Origin of the sequence: Arthrobacter vasquezii, from assembly GCF_029455255.1 — a bacterium.
In the GTDB taxonomy this organism is placed as follows: Bacteria; Actinomycetota; Actinomycetes; order Actinomycetales; family Micrococcaceae; genus Arthrobacter_D; species Arthrobacter_D parietis.
The window spans coordinates 48346-67599 of the sequence record NZ_JAROKN010000002.1 but is presented as its reverse complement, the minus strand read 5'-3'; the positions used below and the strand labels follow the sequence as shown (position 1 = coordinate 67599).

Annotated in this window: 17 protein-coding genes; 16 read left to right on the top strand and 1 reads right to left on the bottom strand. The window is 61.9% G+C overall.

Features of this window, described 5'->3' with window-relative positions; all coding sequences use genetic code 11:
• Positions 1-13: 13 nt before the first annotated feature.
• The 16 genes from P4U43_RS01410 (at position 14) to P4U43_RS01335 (ending at position 18560) form a co-directional block, all read left to right on the top strand.
• Entirely contained in the window at positions 14-1105 is a 1092-nt protein-coding gene (locus P4U43_RS01410; RefSeq protein ID WP_277357133.1) for a tRNA (adenine-N1)-methyltransferase, read from the top strand.
• Between the two features lie 108 nt (positions 1106-1213).
• Positions 1214-2980 carry a proteasome ATPase gene (arc, locus tag P4U43_RS01405; RefSeq protein ID WP_056549621.1) on the top strand — a complete coding sequence of 589 codons (1767 nt, stop codon included), beginning with the start codon at positions 1214-1216 and terminating at the stop codon, positions 2978-2980.
• Positions 2981-3042: 62 nt separating this feature from the next.
• Entirely contained in the window at positions 3043-4626 is a 1584-nt protein-coding gene (gene dop / locus P4U43_RS01400; protein ID WP_277357224.1) for a depupylase/deamidase Dop, read from the top strand.
• Between the two features lie 38 nt (positions 4627-4664).
• Positions 4665-4874, top strand: coding sequence for a ubiquitin-like protein Pup (locus tag P4U43_RS01395; RefSeq protein WP_277357132.1), 210 nt, complete (start codon positions 4665-4667; stop codon positions 4872-4874).
• Between the two features lie 6 nt (positions 4875-4880).
• Positions 4881-5699, top strand: coding sequence for a proteasome subunit beta (prcB, locus tag P4U43_RS01390; protein WP_404800679.1), 819 nt, complete (start codon positions 4881-4883; stop codon positions 5697-5699).
• A gap of 2 nt (positions 5700-5701) precedes the next feature.
• On the top strand, positions 5702-6433 hold the full coding sequence (gene prcA / locus P4U43_RS01385) for a proteasome subunit alpha (RefSeq protein WP_277357130.1): 732 nt from the start codon (positions 5702-5704) through the stop codon (positions 6431-6433).
• On the top strand, positions 6433-7794 hold the full coding sequence (gene pafA, locus P4U43_RS01380) for a Pup--protein ligase (RefSeq protein ID WP_277357129.1): 1362 nt from the start codon (positions 6433-6435) through the stop codon (positions 7792-7794). The genes prcA and pafA overlap by 1 nt, the downstream gene beginning before the upstream one ends.
• Before the next feature lie 129 nt (positions 7795-7923).
• Positions 7924-8859, top strand: a complete 936-nt coding sequence (locus P4U43_RS01375) for an FKBP-type peptidyl-prolyl cis-trans isomerase (RefSeq protein ID WP_277357128.1) — start codon at positions 7924-7926, stop codon at positions 8857-8859.
• Between the two features lie 11 nt (positions 8860-8870).
• On the top strand, positions 8871-9266 hold the full coding sequence (locus P4U43_RS01370; protein WP_277357127.1) for an FKBP-type peptidyl-prolyl cis-trans isomerase: 396 nt from the start codon (positions 8871-8873) through the stop codon (positions 9264-9266).
• A gap of 90 nt (positions 9267-9356) precedes the next feature.
• The gene (locus P4U43_RS01365; RefSeq protein WP_277357126.1) at positions 9357-11336 is read left to right on the top strand and encodes a helix-turn-helix transcriptional regulator; all 1980 of its coding nucleotides are present in this window, start codon (positions 9357-9359) and stop codon (positions 11334-11336) included.
• 10 nt (positions 11337-11346) lie between these two features.
• On the top strand, positions 11347-11682 hold the full coding sequence (locus P4U43_RS01360) for a hypothetical protein (RefSeq protein WP_277357125.1): 336 nt from the start codon (positions 11347-11349) through the stop codon (positions 11680-11682).
• A gap of 39 nt (positions 11683-11721) precedes the next feature.
• Positions 11722-12012 carry a Sec-independent protein translocase subunit TatA gene (gene tatA, locus P4U43_RS01355; RefSeq protein ID WP_277357124.1) on the top strand — a complete coding sequence of 97 codons (291 nt, stop codon included), beginning with the start codon at positions 11722-11724 and terminating at the stop codon, positions 12010-12012.
• A gap of 47 nt (positions 12013-12059) precedes the next feature.
• The gene (gene tatC / locus P4U43_RS01350; RefSeq protein ID WP_235563322.1) at positions 12060-12845 is read left to right on the top strand and encodes a twin-arginine translocase subunit TatC; all 786 of its coding nucleotides are present in this window, start codon (positions 12060-12062) and stop codon (positions 12843-12845) included.
• A gap of 50 nt (positions 12846-12895) precedes the next feature.
• Positions 12896-15715 carry a DEAD/DEAH box helicase gene (locus P4U43_RS01345; protein ID WP_277357123.1) on the top strand — a complete coding sequence of 940 codons (2820 nt, stop codon included), beginning with the start codon at positions 12896-12898 and terminating at the stop codon, positions 15713-15715.
• A gap of 34 nt (positions 15716-15749) precedes the next feature.
• A complete protein-coding gene (locus P4U43_RS01340; RefSeq protein WP_277357122.1) occupies positions 15750-17378 on the top strand; it encodes an amidohydrolase in 1629 nt (542 codons plus the stop codon).
• 444 nt (positions 17379-17822) lie between these two features.
• On the top strand, positions 17823-18560 hold the full coding sequence (locus tag P4U43_RS01335; RefSeq protein ID WP_277357121.1) for a polyprenol monophosphomannose synthase: 738 nt from the start codon (positions 17823-17825) through the stop codon (positions 18558-18560).
• A gap of 114 nt (positions 18561-18674) precedes the next feature.
• Here P4U43_RS01335 and P4U43_RS01330 read toward each other — a convergent pair whose 3' ends face one another.
• The gene (locus tag P4U43_RS01330) at positions 18675-19022 is read right to left on the bottom strand and encodes an RNA polymerase-binding protein RbpA (protein WP_056549551.1); all 348 of its coding nucleotides are present in this window, start codon (positions 19020-19022) and stop codon (positions 18675-18677) included.
• Between the last annotated feature and the right edge of the window lie 232 nt (positions 19023-19254).

The following is a 19254-nucleotide window of genomic DNA, read 5'->3' as shown; positions in this document are numbered from 1 at the left end:
ACCGGAGGACTCCATGAACACCAGCCAGCATGAGACGGATGAGGCTCCGTCCAACCAGCGCTCTGCGCCGCAACCCCACGGCGCGGCAGCCCGCCGCGGGCCGCTGCGTCCCGGTGAGCGCGTACAGTTGACCGACGAGAAGGGGCGAATGAACACCGTTACCCTGACTCCGGGCGGTGCATTCCACACTCACAAGGGGTTTCTCAGCCACGACCAGCTGATCGGCATTCCTGAAGGAACGATCGTCACCAACACCACCGGCGGCCAGTATCAGGCACTCCGCCCGCTGCTGTCCGACTTCGTCTTGTCGATGCCTCGCGGCGCTGCGGTTGTCTACCCCAAGGATGCCGGTCAGATCATCACCATGGCAGACATCTTTCCGGGAGCCCGGGTAGTGGAAGCCGGTGTGGGTTCGGGTGCACTGTCCATCTCGCTGCTCCGTGCGGTCGGTGACAACGGATACCTGCACTCGTTCGAACGCCGCGAGGAATTCGCGGACATCGCCAAAGGCAATGTCGAAACGATCTTCGGCGGCGAACATCCCGCCTGGCAGATCACGCTCGGGGATTTCCAGGAGCAGGTTCTGGAAACGGAGCAGCCGGGAAGCGTTGACCGCGTCGTTCTGGACATGCTCGCGCCATGGGAGTGCCTTGACGCCGTCGCCACCGTGCTGGCACCGGGCGGAGTGTGGATCAGCTATGTGGCCACCGTTACCCAGCTTTCCCGGACAGCGGAGTCGATCCGCGCCGATGGCCGGTTCACTGAACCGGACGCGTGGGAGTCGATGGTGCGTGGGTGGCACCTTGAAGGACTGGCTGTGCGCCCCGACCACCGCATGGTGGCGCATACCGGATTCCTGCTCATTACCCGCCGTCTCGCGCACGGAGTGACCGGAATCAGCACGAAGCGCCGACCGTCGAAGACCGGATTCAGTGAAGAAGACCTCAACGCCTGGACGCCGCAGGCGGTGGGCGAGCGCTCAATGTCGGACAAACGGCTGCGGCGGGTCGCGCGTGATGCAAGTTCGACCATCCAGCGCGGCGCATTGTCGGCCGAGGAGGCGCAGTTCCGGCGTGAATCCGAGGCGTCGCGGCAGACCGACTGACCCGAGCGCTTCCGAGATGACGAAGTTGTCACTTTCGGCATAATCCGATGTGCACTGCGCTATGGTCAAAAGAGAACGCAACAGACAACGGTGAAGGTGGCGATCGCGTTGGATACATCGAGTAATGAGTCCGGAACGCCTCGGTCCGCGCCCAATGCCAACCCGGCTCCGACCGACGGACAGCTGGCAGTTGCGCAGCGCCAGATCAATGTTCTACGGGACAAGCTTCGGCACATTGATCGACAACTGGCGTCCGCTACGCAGAACAACTCCAAGCTTGTTTCGGCGCTGGAAGCCGCCCGGACCGAAATTGTTCGGCTCAAGGCGGCACTCGAAAAGGAGGGGGCCGCGCCCTTCAGCTTCGCGACTGTGATCGAAGTGAACGCCCGTATTTCGTCCGGCGAGGCTAACGGTGCTCAGGCCGCACAACAGGTCAGCGCTGACATCTTCCAGTCGGGCCGGAAGCTGCGGGTCGCTGTCAGTCCGCTTGTGAACATGGACCAGCTGATGCCCGGGCAGGAAGTTCTGCTGAACGAGTCCTTGACAATCGTCGCGGCGCTTTCATTCGAGCGCGCCGGGGAACTGGTGACCACCAAGGAACTGCTCGGCAAGGACAGGGTTCTGGTCATCGGGCGCGCCGACGAAGAGCGCGTAGTCCGGTTGAGCGGCCCATTGCAGCAGCAGAAGATCCGTGTCGGGGATGCATTGTCCGTGGACAACCGGACTGGTTATGCGCTGGAGAAGATTGCACGTTCTGAGGTGGAGAACCTCGTTCTCGAAGAAGTGCCTGACATTGCTTACGAGGATATTGGAGGTCTGGGACCGCAGATTGAGCAGATTCGCGACGCCGTCGAGCTGCCTTTCCTCCACCCGGACCTCTACCGCGAGCACGGGTTGAAGGCTCCCAAGGGGATTCTGCTCTATGGTCCGCCAGGGTGCGGCAAAACGCTCATCGCCAAAGCCGTAGCCAATTCGTTGGCGGCGAGGGCAATCGAGCGTACCGGATCAGAGGAAACCCGCAGTTACTTCCTTAACATCAAGGGTCCCGAGCTGCTGGACAAGTATGTCGGTGAAACGGAACGGCACATTCGGCTAATTTTTGCCCGTGCACGTGAGAAAGCATCGGACGGCTCGCCCGTTGTCGTCTTTTTCGACGAAATGGATTCGCTGTTCCGCACGCGCGGTACCGGAGTGTCATCCGATGTAGAGACAACCATCGTGCCGCAGCTGCTCAGCGAGATCGACGGTGTCGAGAAGCTCGAGAACGTCATCGTGATCGGTGCTTCGAACCGTGAGGACATGATCGATCCAGCCATCCTCCGCCCGGGACGCCTCGATGTGAAGATCAAGATCAACCGACCGGATGCCGAGGGTGCGGCGGAGATTTTTGCGAAGTACGTGACCGGCAACCTACCCCTTCACAGGGATGATCTCGCCGAATACGGCGGCAGCACCGCTGCCGCCATCCAGGCTATGGTCCGCCGCACTGTGGAGAAGATGTATTCGACGGAGAAATCGAACGAGTACCTGGAGGTGACCTACGCCAACGGTGACACGGAGATGCTCTACTTCAAGGACTTCAACTCCGGCGCAGTCATCCAGAACGTCGTGGACCGCGCGAAGAAGAGCGCAATCAAGGACTTCCTGCTGAACGGTCAGAAGGGGTTGCGAATCGAGCACCTGCTGCAAGCCGTGGTGGACGAGTTCCGCGAACACGAGGACATGCCGAACACCACAAATCCCGATGACTGGGCGCGCATCTCGGGCAAGAAGGGTGAGCGCATCACCTACATCCGGACCATCGTGCAGGGCAAGGCAGGGCAGGAACCGGGCAAGACCATCGAAACCACCGCCAACACCGGGCAGTATCTGTGACGGAACCTTCATCCACTGCTGCATCAACAGTCGATGTGCCGCCTCTGACCGTCCACCGTGTCATGGGCACTGAAACCGAATACGGAATCATCGCTCCCGGTATCTCCGATGCGAATGCGACCGTGCTTTCCACACAGGTTGTGAACGCGTACGCTACAACACTGCGCGAAGGTTTGGGGAATCTCGCCGGTACCCGTTGGGACTACACGGACGAAGCCCCGCTGTCCGACGCCCGCGGCTGGCAGATGGGACGGTCCGTCGCTGACTCTTCCCAGCTCACCGATGAACCCCCAGTGCTCACGGCGGAGGAGGTCGCCCTCGTTGACCAGGGCGGCACCGATCCTTCGGAAGATGCTGCGGTGCTGATGAACCTCGTCCTGAGTAACGGCGCGCGGCTTTACGTGGACCACGCCCACCCGGAGTACTCAAGTCCGGAGGTAACGAACCCGCTGGATGTTGTGCGCTGGGATCGTGCCGGAGACGTTGTTGTGCAGCGCGCCATGGCCCGTATCGCGGCTACCCACGGCTTCGCGCCCGTCATCCTCTACAAGAACAACACCGACAGCAAGAGTGTTTCGTACGGGTCCCACGAAAACTATCTTGTACCCCGAAGCGTTCCCTTCGGCAGGATCGCCGCCGCATTGATCCCGTTCTTCGTGACCCGCCAGGTCATGTGCGGAGCGGGACGGGTGGGTCTAGGTTCCCTCAATCAGCAGCCCGGTTTCCAGCTGAGCCAGCGGGCAGACTTCTTCGAGAATGAAGTTGGTCTGGAAACCACCGTCCGCAGGCCGATCATCAATACACGGGACGAGCCGCACGCGGTCGCCGAGAAGTATCGCCGACTGCACGTCATCATCGGTGATGCGAATCTGAGCGAGGTATCCAACTATCTGAAGCTCGGAACTACCTCGCTTATTCTGTCGCTGATCGAACATGAGCTGGTTCCCATCCCGGAAATTGCCGAACCGGTCCGGGAACTGCAGGCGGTCAGTCACGACCCCTCCCTGCGTCACCTCATCAGACTCACCGATGGTCGAAGGGTGACAGCCCTCGACATTCAGCAGATGTATCTCGAAGCTGCACTGTCCGCAGTGACCGCCCAGGGCGGGGGAGATGCACAAACAGCGGATGTGCTTGCCCGGTGGGAGTCCCTGATTGAAACGCTGCGTCGAGATCCCATGGAAGCTGCCGGTCAGGTGGACTGGGTCGCCAAGCTGAAAGTATTACAGGCATACCGTGACCGGGATGGCCTCGGTTGGAAAGATCCACGGCTGGCGCTTATCGACCTACAGTACGCGGATCTCAGGCCGGACAAGGGTATCTATTACCGTCTCGCTGCCAGGAACGCAATGGAACGCCTGGTGAGCTACGACGACGTCGTTGCGGCAGTCACGGATCCGCCCACGGACACGCGGGCCTACTTTCGCGGACGCTGTATCTCCGCCTTCCCGAAGGAAGTGGTTGGTGCGAGCTGGGATTCCATTATCTTCGAACTGCCGTCGCAGCGAAGACTTCAGCGTATCCAGACGCGCGAACCACTTCGCGGGACAGCCGCGTTGACGGAGGAATTGTTCGCCGGTTCGCGGACGGCGGAGGAATTTGTGTCCCGGCTGCAGGGCGGTCCGGAACCCAGCATGGCACCATAGAAGTAGCCGACAACAGGCCGAAGAGAAGGGCTCTCATCATGGCAACACAGGACCAGCGGAACACCGGATCACGCCCCGAGGAGCAGGACGAGGCCACCGTCGACACTGCGCAGGCGCCTGCCGCCGCTCAGTCGCAGGACAGCAGCCAGACCGAAGGTGTAGATGACCTTCTGGATGAGATCGACGGCGTACTTGAATCCAACGCGGAAGAGTTCGTCCGGGGATTCGTGCAGAAGGGTGGACAGTAGCGCATGCTGCCGGAAGACGCGGCCGCAACCATAGGCCGGGCCGCCTCCACTTCTTTCTCCGACTACATCGCCGCACAGAATCCAGCCGCGCTTCCCTCCGCCCGCGATGCAGCGAACCATTCGGCCGGTGGCGCTGACCTCGCGCCGCACGCCACAACCATCGTGTCGCTCACCTATGCGGGCGGCGTGCTGATGGCCGGTGACCGGCGCGCAACGATGGGCAACATCATTGCCAGCCGCCACATTGAGAAGGTTTTTCCGGCGGACATGTTCTCGGTCCTCGGGATCGCCGGAAGCGCTGGAATCGCGCTCGATATCACGAGATTGTTCCAGGTCGAACTGGAGCACTATGAGAAAATCGAGGGCACACGGATGAGCCTCGACGGTAAAGCGAACCGCCTTGCCGCCATGATCAGGGCAAACCTGCCGCTGGCGCTCCAGGGCCTGGCCGTTGTGCCGCTCTTCGCTGGTTTCGATACCACCCGCAGGGTCGGACGACTTTTCTCCTTCGACGTCACCGGCGGCCGTTACGAGGAGCAGGAGCACCATTCCGTCGGCTCCGGTTCCGTTTTCGCCCGCGGTGCACTCAAGAAGCTGTGGAAGCCCAACCTCGGGGAAGACGACGCCGTGAAGGTGGCGGTGGAAGCCCTGTATGACGCGGCAGATGACGATTCCGCAACGGGCGGCCCGGACGTCGTGCGCCAGCTCTGGCCCGTGGTCTACACGGTCAACGGTGCGGGAGCGCGGCGAATCCCCGAACGAACGCTGGCGGAAGCCGCCGAGGACATCATCGCGTCGCGCTCGGTCTCAGGGCGGGAGGCTTAGCAATGACTCAGCAGTTCTACGTTTCCCCCGAACAACTCATGAAGGACCGAGCCGATTTCGCGCGTAAGGGCATTGCACGCGGCCGGTCCGTCGTTGTTCTCAGCTGCAGGGAAGGCATCGCCCTGGTCGCCGAAAATCCCTCACCCTCGCTGCACAAGCTTGGCGAGATCTACGACCGCATAGCGTTTGCTGCCGTGGGCAAGTACAACGAGTTCGAGAGTCTTCGCCAGGCCGGCGTGCGGTATGCGGACGTGCGCGGCTATTCGTATGACCGCGAGGACGTGACCGCTCGCGGCCTTGCGAGCGTCTACGCGCAAAGCCTCGGTGCGGTCTTCACCGCTGAAAGCAAGCCGTTCGAGGTGGAGCTTGCGGTGGCGGAGGTCGGCGCGTCCAGTGCGCAGGACCACATCTATCGGTTGACCTTCGACGGTTCCATTGCCGATGAAACCGGCTTCATTGTGATGGGAGGTCAGGCTGACGCCGTCGTCGAAGCCCTCAAGGACCGCTGGAACGCTGACCAGAATTTCGGTGAAGGCATTCGTGCAGCAGTTGACTCCCTTCGCTATGACGGCGGGCCAAACTCCCAGCCCAGGGAGCATCCCGGTTCGAAAACCCTCGAGGTGGCGGTTCTGGACCGCAATCCACTGACAACGCGCGGCAGCGTCCGTGCCTTCCGCCGTATTAGCTCCCACGAGCTCGATGTCATGCTGACCCCGGACGGGGCGTCACTGTAATGGACCGCCGGATCTACGGAATTGAGACAGAGTTCGGCATTGCCTACTCCGGTCCCAACTCCCGGCCGCTCTCGCCGGAGGAAGTGGCTCGCTACCTCTTCCGCAAGGTAGTGAGCTGGGGCCGGTCCTCGAACGTTTTCCTGACCAATGGGTCACGTCTTTACCTGGACGTGGGCTCGCACCCTGAATATGCAACCGCCGAGTGCGACGACGTCGCGCAGCTCATCGCGCATGATCGCGCCGGCGAACTCATCCTCGAAGACCTGATTGCCGAGGCTCAGCGCAAGCTCAGCCAGGAGGGTTACGACGGCCGGGTCTACCTTTTCAAGAACAACACCGATTCCGCCGGCAACTCCTACGGATCCCATGAGAACTACCTCATACCGCGCAAGCTGGAATTTTCCCGTCTGTCCGACATCCTGATCCCGTTCCTCGTTACCCGCCAACTCCTCGTCGGAGCAGGCAAAGTTCTGAAGACGCAGTCAGGGTCGCTGTACGCTTTTTCACAGCGCGCCGATCACATCTGGGAAGGTGTGTCTTCAGCGACTACCCGCTCGAGGCCGATCATCAATACCCGGGACGAGCCGCATGCCGACGCCGAATATTACCGGCGCCTCCATGTCATCGCGGGTGATTCGAACATGTCGGAAACAACCACCCTGCTGAAAATCGCGTCCGTCGATCTGATCCTGCGCATGATTGAAGCCGGTGTCATCATGCGGGACTTCCGCCTGGAGAATCCCATTCGGAGCATCCGGGAGATCTCACACGACCTCACTGGCAAGCAGCCGTTGAAGCTGGCCAATGGGCGTCGTGTATCAGCACTGGACATCCAGCGGGAGTATCTGAATCGTGCACGCGCCTTCGTCGCCGCTGAGGGAGCGCATACTCCGCACCTTCCACGGGTTCTGGAACTGTGGGAGCGGACCTTGAACGCCGTTGAAACCGGCGACCACACGCTGGTCGATCGCGAGATCGACTGGGCGATCAAGAAGAAGCTCGTGGATCGCTACATGGAACGAAACAACCTCGACCTTGATTCAGCACGGATCGCCCAGCTCGACCTCACCTATCACGACATCTCGCGGTCGCGGGGCCTATTTTTCATGTTGCAGGCCCGCGGGGAGACTGAGCGCGTAGTGGACGACGTCGACATCAAGGCCGCGGTCGATATTCCGCCCCAAACCACCCGGGCTCGGCTGCGGGGCGAGTTCGTGCGCCGCGCGAAGGAAGCCAACCGCGATTTCACCGTCGACTGGGTGCACCTGAAGCTCAATGACCGGGCACAGCAGACCATCCTCTGCAAGGACCCGTTCGCCGCAGAAGACGAGCGCGTGAATGCTCTTCTGGAGCATCTCTAGGCCCCGTCCCGCTCACCGGAACGGGAGAAACTTTTCCACCCAACCCGTTAGGGTAGGTAAGTCCGGTGCCGAGAGGACGGCCGGCAGGATCGCGGAACCGCGTTCTCCATCCCACGTGAAAGAAATACTGTGCGCAAAGTATTAGCATTCCTGCTGCCCACGATGCTGTTCCTGACGGCATGCGGCGGAGCAAGCACACCCGCGGAGTTCGACCAGGACGGCAAGTCCGCCGGGGCAGTTGAGACCCTTGAATCGGTAGAGGTCACCGACGCCGGGCCGGACACCGCTCCGGAAGTTGAGTTTGACGCTCCGCTTGACATCACGGAACAAGGTGCTCGCGTCATGACCGAGGGGGACGGCGCGGCCCTCGAGGCGGGCCAGAACGTGAGCGTCCATGTTCTGTCTCTCAACCCTGAGGACGGGAGCCCGCTTCAGAACTCGTATGAGGCCGGGGCGCCCCAGACCCTACCGCTGGATGAAGAGCTTCAGGAAGTCTATCCGCCGCTATATGAAGTCCTCCTTGGATCCAAGGTGGGCTCCCACGTAGCCTTTGCAATACCTGCGGAAGAAGAAGTGCCCCAGTCCCAGGATGTGCTCTTGATGCTGCAGGTAATCAGTGCCGAGAACCCTCCTCAGAAGCTCTCCTCTGAGGAAGTTGCCGAGCTTGAGGAAGCCGGACAGCTGCCTACTGTGACGCTTAACGACGAGGGTGTTCCCTCGATCGAATTCCCGGACAACGAAGCCCCAGCAGACCTCGTCGTCAAGGTCATCGAAGAGGGAACCGGCGAAGAGGTTACGGAAGCGGACACTATCGCAGCCAATTACACCGGATGGTCCTGGCAGGGCGAGCAGTTCGATTCCAGCTTCGATCGCGGTGAACCCTCCGAGTTCCCGCTCAGCGGTGTCATCCCCGGGTGGACCCAGGGACTGTCCGGCCTGAAGGTCGGCGCCAAGGTCCTGCTCGTGATTCCGTCCGACATGGCGTACGGTGATCAGCCGGCGCAGGGACCGGCCGGACCGCTCGCTTTCTATGTCGAAATAGTCGAAAAAGTATCCGCAGAGTAAGAGGAGTTTCTATGTCTTTCGGACAGCGTGAATATGACCGCACCAAGCCAGAGGTCGATTTCCCCGGCGAGGACCTTCCGGCGGACCTCATCATCAAGGACCTGATCGAAGGAACAGGCCGTGAAGCGGAAGTGGGGGATACCGTCTCCGCGCACTACGTCGGCGTCGCATTCTCCACCGGGGAGGAGTTCGACTCCTCCTGGAACCGCGGTACGCCGTTGGACTTCCGTATCGGAGTGGGTCAGGTCATCCAGGGTTGGGACCAGGGTATTGCGGGCATGAAGGTCGGCGGACGGCGCCGGCTGGAGATCCCGCCGCATCTCGCGTACGGCGATAGCGGCGCAGGCTCAGCCATTGCACCCGGAGAGTCACTGATCTTCATCGTGGACCTGATGGGCGTCCGGTAACGGACCGAAACGCGGGCGGGCAGCAACACCGAATGGTGTGGCTGCCCGCCCTTCGTCGTTGAACCTCTTCGGGAAGGTATTCTTGCCACCGTGTCAGCGAAACGAACGGAGCGCCTGCTCACCTTGGTGATGATGCTCCTATCCACCCGTCAGGGATGGACCAAGGAGGACCTGTTCCGTGAGATCGAACAGTATGAACAGGCGCCCACGCCCGCTGCCCGGGAGAAGCTCTTCGACCGGGACAAAGCCACGCTGAGGGAACAGGGCATCCCGCTTGAGGCATTCACTGAAAATCCTCTGTTCGACAATGACAATGCGTCCATCCGCTATCGGATCAACGCTGAAGATTACCGCCTCCCAGGGATGAGTTTCACTGCCGCTGAGTCCGCGGCCCTCACCATCGCGGCGGGTATGTGGGAGGAAGCCTCGCTGGGTGCGGCGGCATCACGCGCGCTACGAAAGTTGCAGGGCAGGGGAGTAGGCACGGAGACGGTCTCTCCGTCTCCGATCAATGCCCGTATCCAAACGAACGAACCGTTCTGGGACGCGCTTTGGCAAGCCACCACAGGACGCCGAGTGATTCTGTTCGGGTACAGGGCGGCAAGTACCGGGGAGGAGCGGGAGCGCAGGGTGCAGCCGTGGGGAATGGGGAGCCGGTTCGGACACTGGTATCTGGTTGGCTTTGATCTCGACCGGGAGGCAGAGCGCTGGTTCCGCCTTACCCGCATGACCACGCCCCCCGCAACACTGGGCGGTACTTACAGCGTTCCGGCCGGCTTTTCCATGTCCGCTTCGCTCGCAACACTCAAGGCCGAGAATCCTGGCCGACGGGCGACCGTCGCAATCCGGACGGGAACCTGCCATCTCCTCCGGGCGCGGCCCGGCGCACGCTCAACCCTGCACGGTGATGGGTGGGACATCCTGACATTTCCTTACTCAGATGAAGCAACAGCGGCAGGTGTGATCGCGTCCTTCGGAGCGAACGCTGAAGCGCTCTCCCCGGAACCGCTGGTTGCGGAAGTACGACGCCTGCTGACCGGTGCGGCGCGTGCGCTGCGGGACACGCCGCCGTCGTTCTCTCTGGAAGGAAACTTCACGGCACAACCTGCCTCCCGGCCAACCGCTTCCACCGAGGACCGGGTGTTACGGCTGCTCGACCTGGTGCCCTATCTGCTCAACAACCCAGGAGTGGAGGTGGCCGAAGCGGCCCGCGCCTTCAGCATCACCCCGGCTCAGCTGATCAAGGATGTGGAGTTGCTCTTCGTGAGCGGTCCGCGCTTCTACCCGGACGGCCTGATAGACATCCAGCTCGAGGACGGCCGAATTTATATCAGCGACCCCCAGTCGCTGGGCGATCCCATCCGCTTCGGCCTTGATGAAGTCTGCGCACTCCTGGTGGGACTGGATACCCTGATCAACCTCCCTGGCCTGCCCGATCACTCAGCGGTCCGCTCGGCACGGGAAAAGCTCCGCGCGGGTGCAGGGGAGGCAGGGCGCATGAATGACTCGATCGCCACGAGGATCACGGAAGACGAGGTTGCTCCTGTCCTTGCCGCGGTGCGTGCCGGAATCGAGCAGCGGAGACAGTTGCACCTGCGCTACGTCGTACCTGCCCGTGACGAGGTGACCGAGAGGTTCGTGGAGCCTCTCAGCGCGTTCCTCCACGAGGATGCCTGGTACCTGGATGCCTGGTGTCACAGCGCCGGCGGCCGTCGCAACTTTCGGCTTGACCGCATCCAGCGGGTGGAACTGACCGAACTGCCGAGCACACAGAGGGCGGAGACTCCATCCGTGATCTTCGACCGGTCAGTCGCAGATCATAAGGTTGTGCTTATCCTGGGCCCAAGCGCGCAGTGGATCGCGCAATCCTATGCGGCTGAGCGAACAGCGAAGACTGACGATGGCAGGCTTGTCGCGGAAATCAGTGTCGGCACCACCGCCTGGCTACCCGGTCTGGTGGCGAGCCTTGGAGGTGAGTGCAGCGTGGCATCCCCGCAAAAGGAGCGGGAACATGCCCTCAGCTTCATTGACGCAGCGCTGGCCGTTCGAGCACCGCGCACCGCCACCTAGACTTGACCCTATGGAATGGTGGACGTGGATTCTTCTGTGGCTCGCGCTAGCCGCGCTGTCGCTTCTCTTTCTGGGTTTCCTCGCTTGGCGCCTCTTCCGTGGCTTCACCGCACTCATGGAGGAAGCAGGGCGAGCCTCGGAGCTCCTGGCGCCTGATTTCGGCACTGCCGAGCGGACTGCTGAGGAGCGGCGGGTGCCCCTCGCCGTTTTTGCAGCTCCTGCTGTGGTCCGCACCCAGAATGCTGTTGCCTCCAGGACCCGCAAGTGGCAGCGGTTGGAGCGAAGAGTACGGCGGCGCTCACTTCACGGGCAGCCTCAGCTCCTGCGTGACTTACCGCACCTATGACCTAGACTTGAATTCAGACTCACCGAGAGGACATTCGTCATGCAGATCCAGGGTTGGCACATCCTTATCATCATCGTTATCGCGATCCTGCTGTTTGGCGCGCCCAAACTCCCCGGTCTGGCGCGCAGCGTCGGCCAGTCGCTCCGTATCTTCAAGTCGGAAGTCCGGCAGATGAAGGAAGAAAACGGTTCCACCGACCCTGATGATTCCGCGCCGGTAGAAGGACGGGTAATGGATCAGCCCCGCCGCGATGAAGCGCCGCGGAGCACCGATCCCCAGCACGGCTCCACCCGCTCCTCGGGACCGGGCAGCTCGTCTTCAACCAGCTGAGCAGGATGCCGAGGGTAAAAGGGCGCAAATCGAACCCCGAGGGGAGGATGGCGCTCAAAGAACATCTGATCGAGGCGCGCAACCGGCTTTTCAAGTCCGCCATCGCGCTCGTCGTGGGGACCGTCGTCGGATTCTTCATTTACAACCCGGTGCTCGAAGCCCTCGCTGAGCCGGTACGGAACATCAATGAGATTGACGGAAGAAATGCGGCGCTGAATTTCGACGGCGTCGGGTCCCCTTTTGACCTGATGATTCAGATCTCGGTCTTCCTCGGTCTCGTGATCGCCAGCCCCGTCTGGCTCTACCAGCTGTGGGCATTCATCACGCCGGGTCTGCGCGTCAAGGAACGGCGCGTCGCGCTCGGTTTCATCGCCGTTGCCGTTCCACTGTTCATTGGAGGCCTTTCCCTGGCCTGGCTGATCCTGCCGGGTGCGGTGCGGGTACTGACAGACTTCACACCGGAAGGTTTCGCGAACCTCATTTCGGTTCCTGTGTACATAACCTTCCTCCTGCGGCTGATGCTCGCTTTCGGTATTGCCTTCCTCCTGCCCGTGGTGCTCTTCGGACTCAACCTCGTGGGTGTCATCAAAGGCAAGCAAGTGTTGAAATCCTGGCGCGTCACCGTGTTCCTTATCTGCCTGTTCGCGGCGATGGCGGCACCAGGCGGAGATGCCATGAGCATGTTCTACCTGGCGGTACCGTTGCTGCTGCTGTTTTTCGTGGCAGTCGCGCTCTGCCTGGTTAATGACAAACGCCGTGATAAACGAAACGCTGCGAGGGACGCTGACATTGAGGCCAATGCAGATAGCGCCTCAAGGATCGACGGGCTCTGAGCCCGGCTCAATTGCAGGAGCCGCGACCCTGCAGAGCTTAGGCTTGAACCATGACCTCCCCAGCCGAGCGGTACCAGGCAGCGCAGGCACGCAACCGGTACGAGAAAACCCGGCTTCACCAGTTTGAACAGACCCTCGGTTTTGAGCTCGACGAGTTCCAACGCGAATCGTGCACGTCACTTGAAGCGGGCAGGGGAGTCCTCGTAGCCGCGCCCACAGGCGCAGGAAAGACAGTAGTCGGGGAATTCGCCATCTACATGGCGCTCAAGGACCACCTCAAGGCGTTCTACACCACCCCCATCAAAGCGCTCAGCAATCAGAAGTACGCGGAGCTTGCCGCGGTCCATGGAGCAGACCGCGTAGGCCTGCTCACCGGTGACACGAGTATCAACTCTGAAGCCCCCGTCGTCGTGATGACTACCGAAGTTCTTCGCAACATGCTGTATGCGGACTCGGATACCCTCGCCGGCCTCGGATATGTCGTCATGGATGAGGTGCACTACCTGGCTGACCGGTTCCGCGGCGCTGTGTGGGAAGAGGTGATCATCCACCTGCCAACCGAGGTCAAGGTTGTTTCCCTGAGTGCAACGGTGTCCAACGCGGAGGAATTCGGGGCCTGGTTGGATACCGTGCGGGGAGACACCGATGTGGTGGTGTCCGAGCACCGGCCCGTACCGCTCTGGCAGCACGTGATGGTCGGTCATGATCTGCTCGACCTCTTCGCAGGGGAAGTCGCCTTCGACGAGGCAGCGGCCGAGGGATCCTCAACCGGCGCGGAAGAAAAATTCGCCGTGAATCCGGAGCTGCTAAACCTGGCCACCACCGAAACCCGATTGAATCAAAGGGCCCGCTGGGGGGCGGGAGGCTCCAAGCGTGGGCGGGGCAACACGAACCGTTACCAGCAGCCACAGACTGCTGTACGACGGGCAAGCCGCCCCCAGGTGATTTCTGCCCTTGACAGGGAAGGTCTTCTGCCGGCGATCACCTTCATTTTCTCGCGCAATGGCTGCGAGGGAGCAGTTACACAGTGCCTCGATGCCGGGCTATGGCTCACCACGGAATACGAGCGCGGCGTCATCAGTGAGCGGGTCGAGGAAGCAACCCTCGACATCCCGGAGGAGGATCTGGAGATACTTGGGTTCTGGTCCTGGCGTGAAGGGCTGATCCGCGGGTTTGCCGCGCATCACGCGGGGATGCTGCCTACCTTCAAGGAAGTAGTGGAGAAGCTTTTCGAAGAGGGACTGGTCAAAGCCGTTTTCGCTACCGAGACCCTGGCTCTCGGAGTGAATATGCCGGCCAGGTCGGTGGTGCTCGAGAAACTCGACAAGTTCAACGGGGAAGCCCACGTGAACATCACGGCGGGAGAGTACACGCAGCTTACCGGCCGGGCTGGCCGTCGGGGAATCGACGTGGAGGGTCACGCCGTCGTGCTCTGGCAGTCGGGGACAGATCCCGGGGCGGTCGCCGGTCTCGCCTCGCGCCGGACCTACCCGCTGAACTCCAGCTTCCGGCCAACCTACAATATGAGCATCAACCTTGTCTCGCAGTTCGGACAGTACCGGACGCGGGAGATTCTTGAGACCTCGTTCGCCCAGTTTCAGGCTGACCGCTCGGTGGTGGGCCTGGCTCGTCAGGTCCGCACACGCGAGGAATCCCTCAAGGGCTACGCGGAGGCGATGACGTGCCACCTCGGTGACTTCTCCGAGTACTCCTCGATCCGCCGGGAACTGTCCGATCTCGAGGCTGCCGCATCCAGGGCGGGCAGCCGGAACCGGCGAAGCGCCGCTGCCGCCTCTCTTGAAGGACTGCGCCCAGGCGACGTCGTCGATATTCCTGCCGGTCGGATCGCGGGCTATGCGGTCGTGCTGTCTGCTGACGCAACGCGGGATCCCCGCCCTACCGTTCTCACCATGGAAAAACACGTTCGCCGGCTGTCGGTACAGGACCTCGACGGGCCGGTGGCGGTTCTTTCGCGGATCAGGGTTCCGAAACAGTTCGACGCGCGAAAGCCGAAGGACCGCCGGGACCTCGCTGCCTCTCTCAGGAACTCCCTGAACGACCGGCGCCCGCCCGCCACCAGAGCGCCGGTTGAGTTCCCAGCGACCGGTACCGAGCGTCAGGAAAAGGCGATTGCTGAGCTCCGCCGCCGGCTCAGGGCGCATCCCTGCCATGGCTGCAGCGACCGCGAGAACCACGCCCGGTGGGCCGAACGATGGTGGAAGCTGCGCCGGGAGACAGACCGCCTGGTCCAACAGATCCAGGGCCGCACAAACACCATCGCGAAAACGTTCGACCGGGTTTCCGAAGTACTGCTTGAGTATGGCTACCTTCAGGAAGACGCCGATCAGGGCCTGTCCACCACACCTGCAGGTCAGAAGCTGCGCCGCATCTATGGCGAAAAGGATTTGCTGATCGCGCTGTCCCTGGAGCACGGCGGATTCGACGACCTCGATGCGGCGGAGCTCGCTGCGTTTGCGTCGGCGCTCGTCTACCAGGCTAAACGGGAGGAACGCGGACTTCGTCCACGGATGCCGTCAATCTCCCTTGAGACGTCGATCGACGTCGTTATCCGCCAGTGGTCACGCCTGACGGATATGGAGGAGCAGTACCGTCTGTCGGTCACGAGTGAACCTGACTTCGGCCTGGTGTGGCCGATCTACAAGTGGGCGCGAGGAAAGGGGCTCCAAAGCGCCCTGCAGGGTACCGATCTCGCGGCCGGGGACTTCGTCCGGTGGACCAAGCAGATCATCGACCTCATCGACCAATTGGCCAAAGTACCGGATCTGCCCCCCGGTTTCCGCCGCCTATGCATCAGTTCGATCGACCTGATCCGCCGCGGCGTCGTCGCCTACTCCGCCGTTACCGAATAGCCTGCCGGCTCATCTCACTGAAAGTTGCACGCCCGTGTCTGTAAATGATCGAAAGCCCATTCTTTACCGCAACGGTTCCGTCTATAGCGCAGCCGATCCGTTCGCAACTGCGATGCTGGTTACCGGCGATACGGTGGCCTGGGTCGGGTCTGAACATGCGGCGGCGTCACTGGCGGACAGCAGCATGGTGATAATTGACCTGCAGGGAGCGCTCATAGCCCCCGGCTTCGTCGATTCACACTTCCACACCACCGAGACCGGTCTGGCGCTGACCTCCCTTGACCTCACGGAGGTCAACAGCCTGGGTGAGCTGCTGGAGCTCGTTGCCGGCGCTGCCGCAAGTATCCCGGGAACCATCATGGGAAACGGCTGGGATGAATCGAGGTGGTCCGAGCGACGTCCGCCTACAGCGGCAGAACTCGACAACGCCTCCGGAGGCAGAGACGTTTACCTTGTCCGGGCTGACGTTCATTCCGCCGTCGTATCCGCGTCCCTGGCACAGCGGCTTGCCCTCCACACACATTCGGGATGGGACAACGGGTTTGTTGTGCGGGAGGCGCACCTCGCCGCACGGACCGCCGTCCGCAGCCCCGGCGCAGCTGAGCGGACAACCCTACAGCGAACCGCGCTGGATAATGCGGCCGCCAACGGGATCGTTACGGTCGTCGAGATGGCTGCGCCCCACATAGCCCCGCGGGAGGACGTCCTTTCGCTGCTATCCCTTGACGGAGCGCATCCTGAGGTTCTTGCCTATTGGGGGCAGGCAGTGACTTCCGAAGAGGAGCTCCGCTCAGTGCTCGCTGGTTTCGATGGTCGGGTACTGGGCCTGGGCGGGGACCTCAACGTGGACGGCTCGATCGGTTCCCATACGGCGCGCATGCGCGTCCCCTACGCTGACGCGCCGCACTCCAGCGGAACCGCCTTCATGCACGCCGACGACGTCGCTTCCCACCTCGGTGCGGCCACCGCTGCCGGCAGGCAGGCCGGTTTCCATGTCATCGGCGACGAGGGACTCGATACGGTGATCGCCGGGCTTGAGAAGGCCGCTGCGGTCCACGGAATCGAGAAGGTGCGAGCCGCACGGCATCGACTTGAGCACGTCGAGATGGCCGATGACGAGTCCATCCGCAGCCTCGTCCATTTCGGCGCTATTGTCAGCGCCCAATCCGGTTTTGACGCTCTGTGGGGAGCTCCGGGAGGCCTGTACGAACAGCGTCTCGGCCGTGACCGCTATGTGCCGATGAATCGGGTCGGGAGTCTGTTGAGTCAGGGCGTGCCTGTGTGCCTCGGTTCAGATTCACCGGTCACCAGAATGTCACCGTGGCAATCTGTCCGGGCATGCATGACCCACGCCAGCCCAGAGGAGAGAATTTCGGCGCGTGCGGCTTTCATCGCTCACACGCGCGCAGGATGGCGCGCGGTGGGTGCCGAAAACCCCCTGCTGGGCCAACTGGTCCCCGGGGCTCCGGCTTCCTACGCGGTATGGGAGGTGGACGAACTCATGGTCCAGACACCGGACAGCAGAGTACAGTCCTGGAGCACTGACCCGAGGGCAGGGACGCCCTTGCTTCCCGCGCTGGATACCGGCAGTGAGCCTCGTTGCCTTGAGACCGTGCATCACGGTCGTCAGCTCTTCACTCGCGGCGGGCTGGACGCACGGTGAAGACCGACAAATGCCAAACCGGCGATCTCACCGGGCGTGACGCTGACCTGCAGAAACATATAAATTAGCAGGTCAGAGCGCTGTTGACACTCTCACTACAGGCCGTAAGCTTTTAGATCTACGGGTTGAGATCCGGCATTCCGGACAGACCTGACCGAGCCACCGCACACCGTGGACGCCGAAGGGGACGAAAGACGCGAACGTCGCGGATTTTCTTCGTGGTGGAAGGCTTGGTAATCACAACGGGTAGGTTTGCACGTCAGTAGAAAACAGCGCCGATCAATTGATCACTGCTGGCCCGAAGGCGTGTGAACCTACCCGTAACCACCATTTCCCCGTAGCCACATGTCGAGGATGCGCTCCGCGCATCGGCCTATACTGGGAAGCCGGTCCGGATTCTTCGGCTGTTGCGCCCTGCGCACAGGCCCATCGAAAGGTTCATGAGTGCGCGTTGTCACCATTATTCCTACCTACAACGAGCGCCAGTCCCTTCCGCTGACTCTTGACCGGCTACGAGCCGCAGTTCCGGATTCGGACGTCCTGGTAGTGGATGACAACAGCCCGGACGGCACAGGAGCAGTCGCGGACAGGATCGCCGCCAAGGACCCCGCAGTGCATGTCCTGCACCGGCACGGCAAAGATGGGTTGGGGGCTGCCTACATCGCCGGCTTCCGCTGGGCGCTCGAGCGCGGCTATGACGTCCTCGTCGAGATGGACGCTGACGGTTCCCACCAACCGGAACAACTACCTGCGTTGATTGATGCTGTTGCGCGCGCCCACCTGGTCATCGGGTCCCGTTGGGTTCCTGGCGGATCGGTTGTCAACTGGCCGCTCCACCGCAAGCTGCTATCCAGGGCAGGCAGCCTCTACTCACGTACCATGCTGGGGCTGACGGTCCGCGACATCACAGCCGGTTACCGGGCTTTCCGCAGAGAGACCCTCGAAAGCATCGATCTGGCTACGGTGGATTCTGTCGGCTATGGGTTCCAGGTGGACATGACGTTCAGGGTAGCCAAATGTGGGCTCCGCATTGTTGAGGTGCCCATCACGTTCGTGGAACGAGAGTACGGAGACTCCAAGATGAGCGGCAATATCGTCTTTGAGGCCATTGCCAACGTCACCCGCTGGGGCATTGCAGCGCGGTGGTCGGTTCTGGCCGGGCACCTATCCGGCAGACCGTAGCCACCGGGAGGCAGTCCCGCGCCCAACATCCAGCGCAGCAGAAGCAGGCCTTTTGGAATACAAGAGAAGCCCGGGAACTTGGTGAAGTTCCCGGGCTTCTCAGGTACCGACGAATCAGGCGGAGCGGCGCTCCCCGCGGCGCTCCCGAAGGATGTTCAGGCGATCCTCGAGAATCTGCTCCAGCTCCTCCATGGAACGGCGCTCCAGAAGCATGTCCCAGTGGGTACGAACGGGCTTGTCTCCGGAGGTGTCGGGACGCTCACCATCCACAAGCAGCGCTTCCTTGCCGGTCTTGGAAACCCATACCGGAGGAATTTCCGCTTCAGCGGCGAAGGTCACGAAGACACGTTCGCCGTCCTCGCAACGGTACTCAACACGCTGGCGGGGTGCCGGCTCAACGCCGGACTCAGTCTCCATGCTCTGGGCGCCAAGGCGCATACCCCGCAGGCTACGGTCGCTCATCTTTTCTCCCTAAACTACGTATGGCATCCTGGACTCCCAGATGCCTCTGCCGCACTCCCTTCGGGAGCACAGCACAACGACTTCGACGCCGTGTTACCACAGGTATAACGTCACTCAACCGCCGTCTGTTCCCGGCGGCACTCTCCTTCGGCAAACACTCCACTATACCGACGCTTCTGGAATAGCCCAATTCGATCGGCCAGCCAGCGAACGGCATGATCTCAGCGGAGGA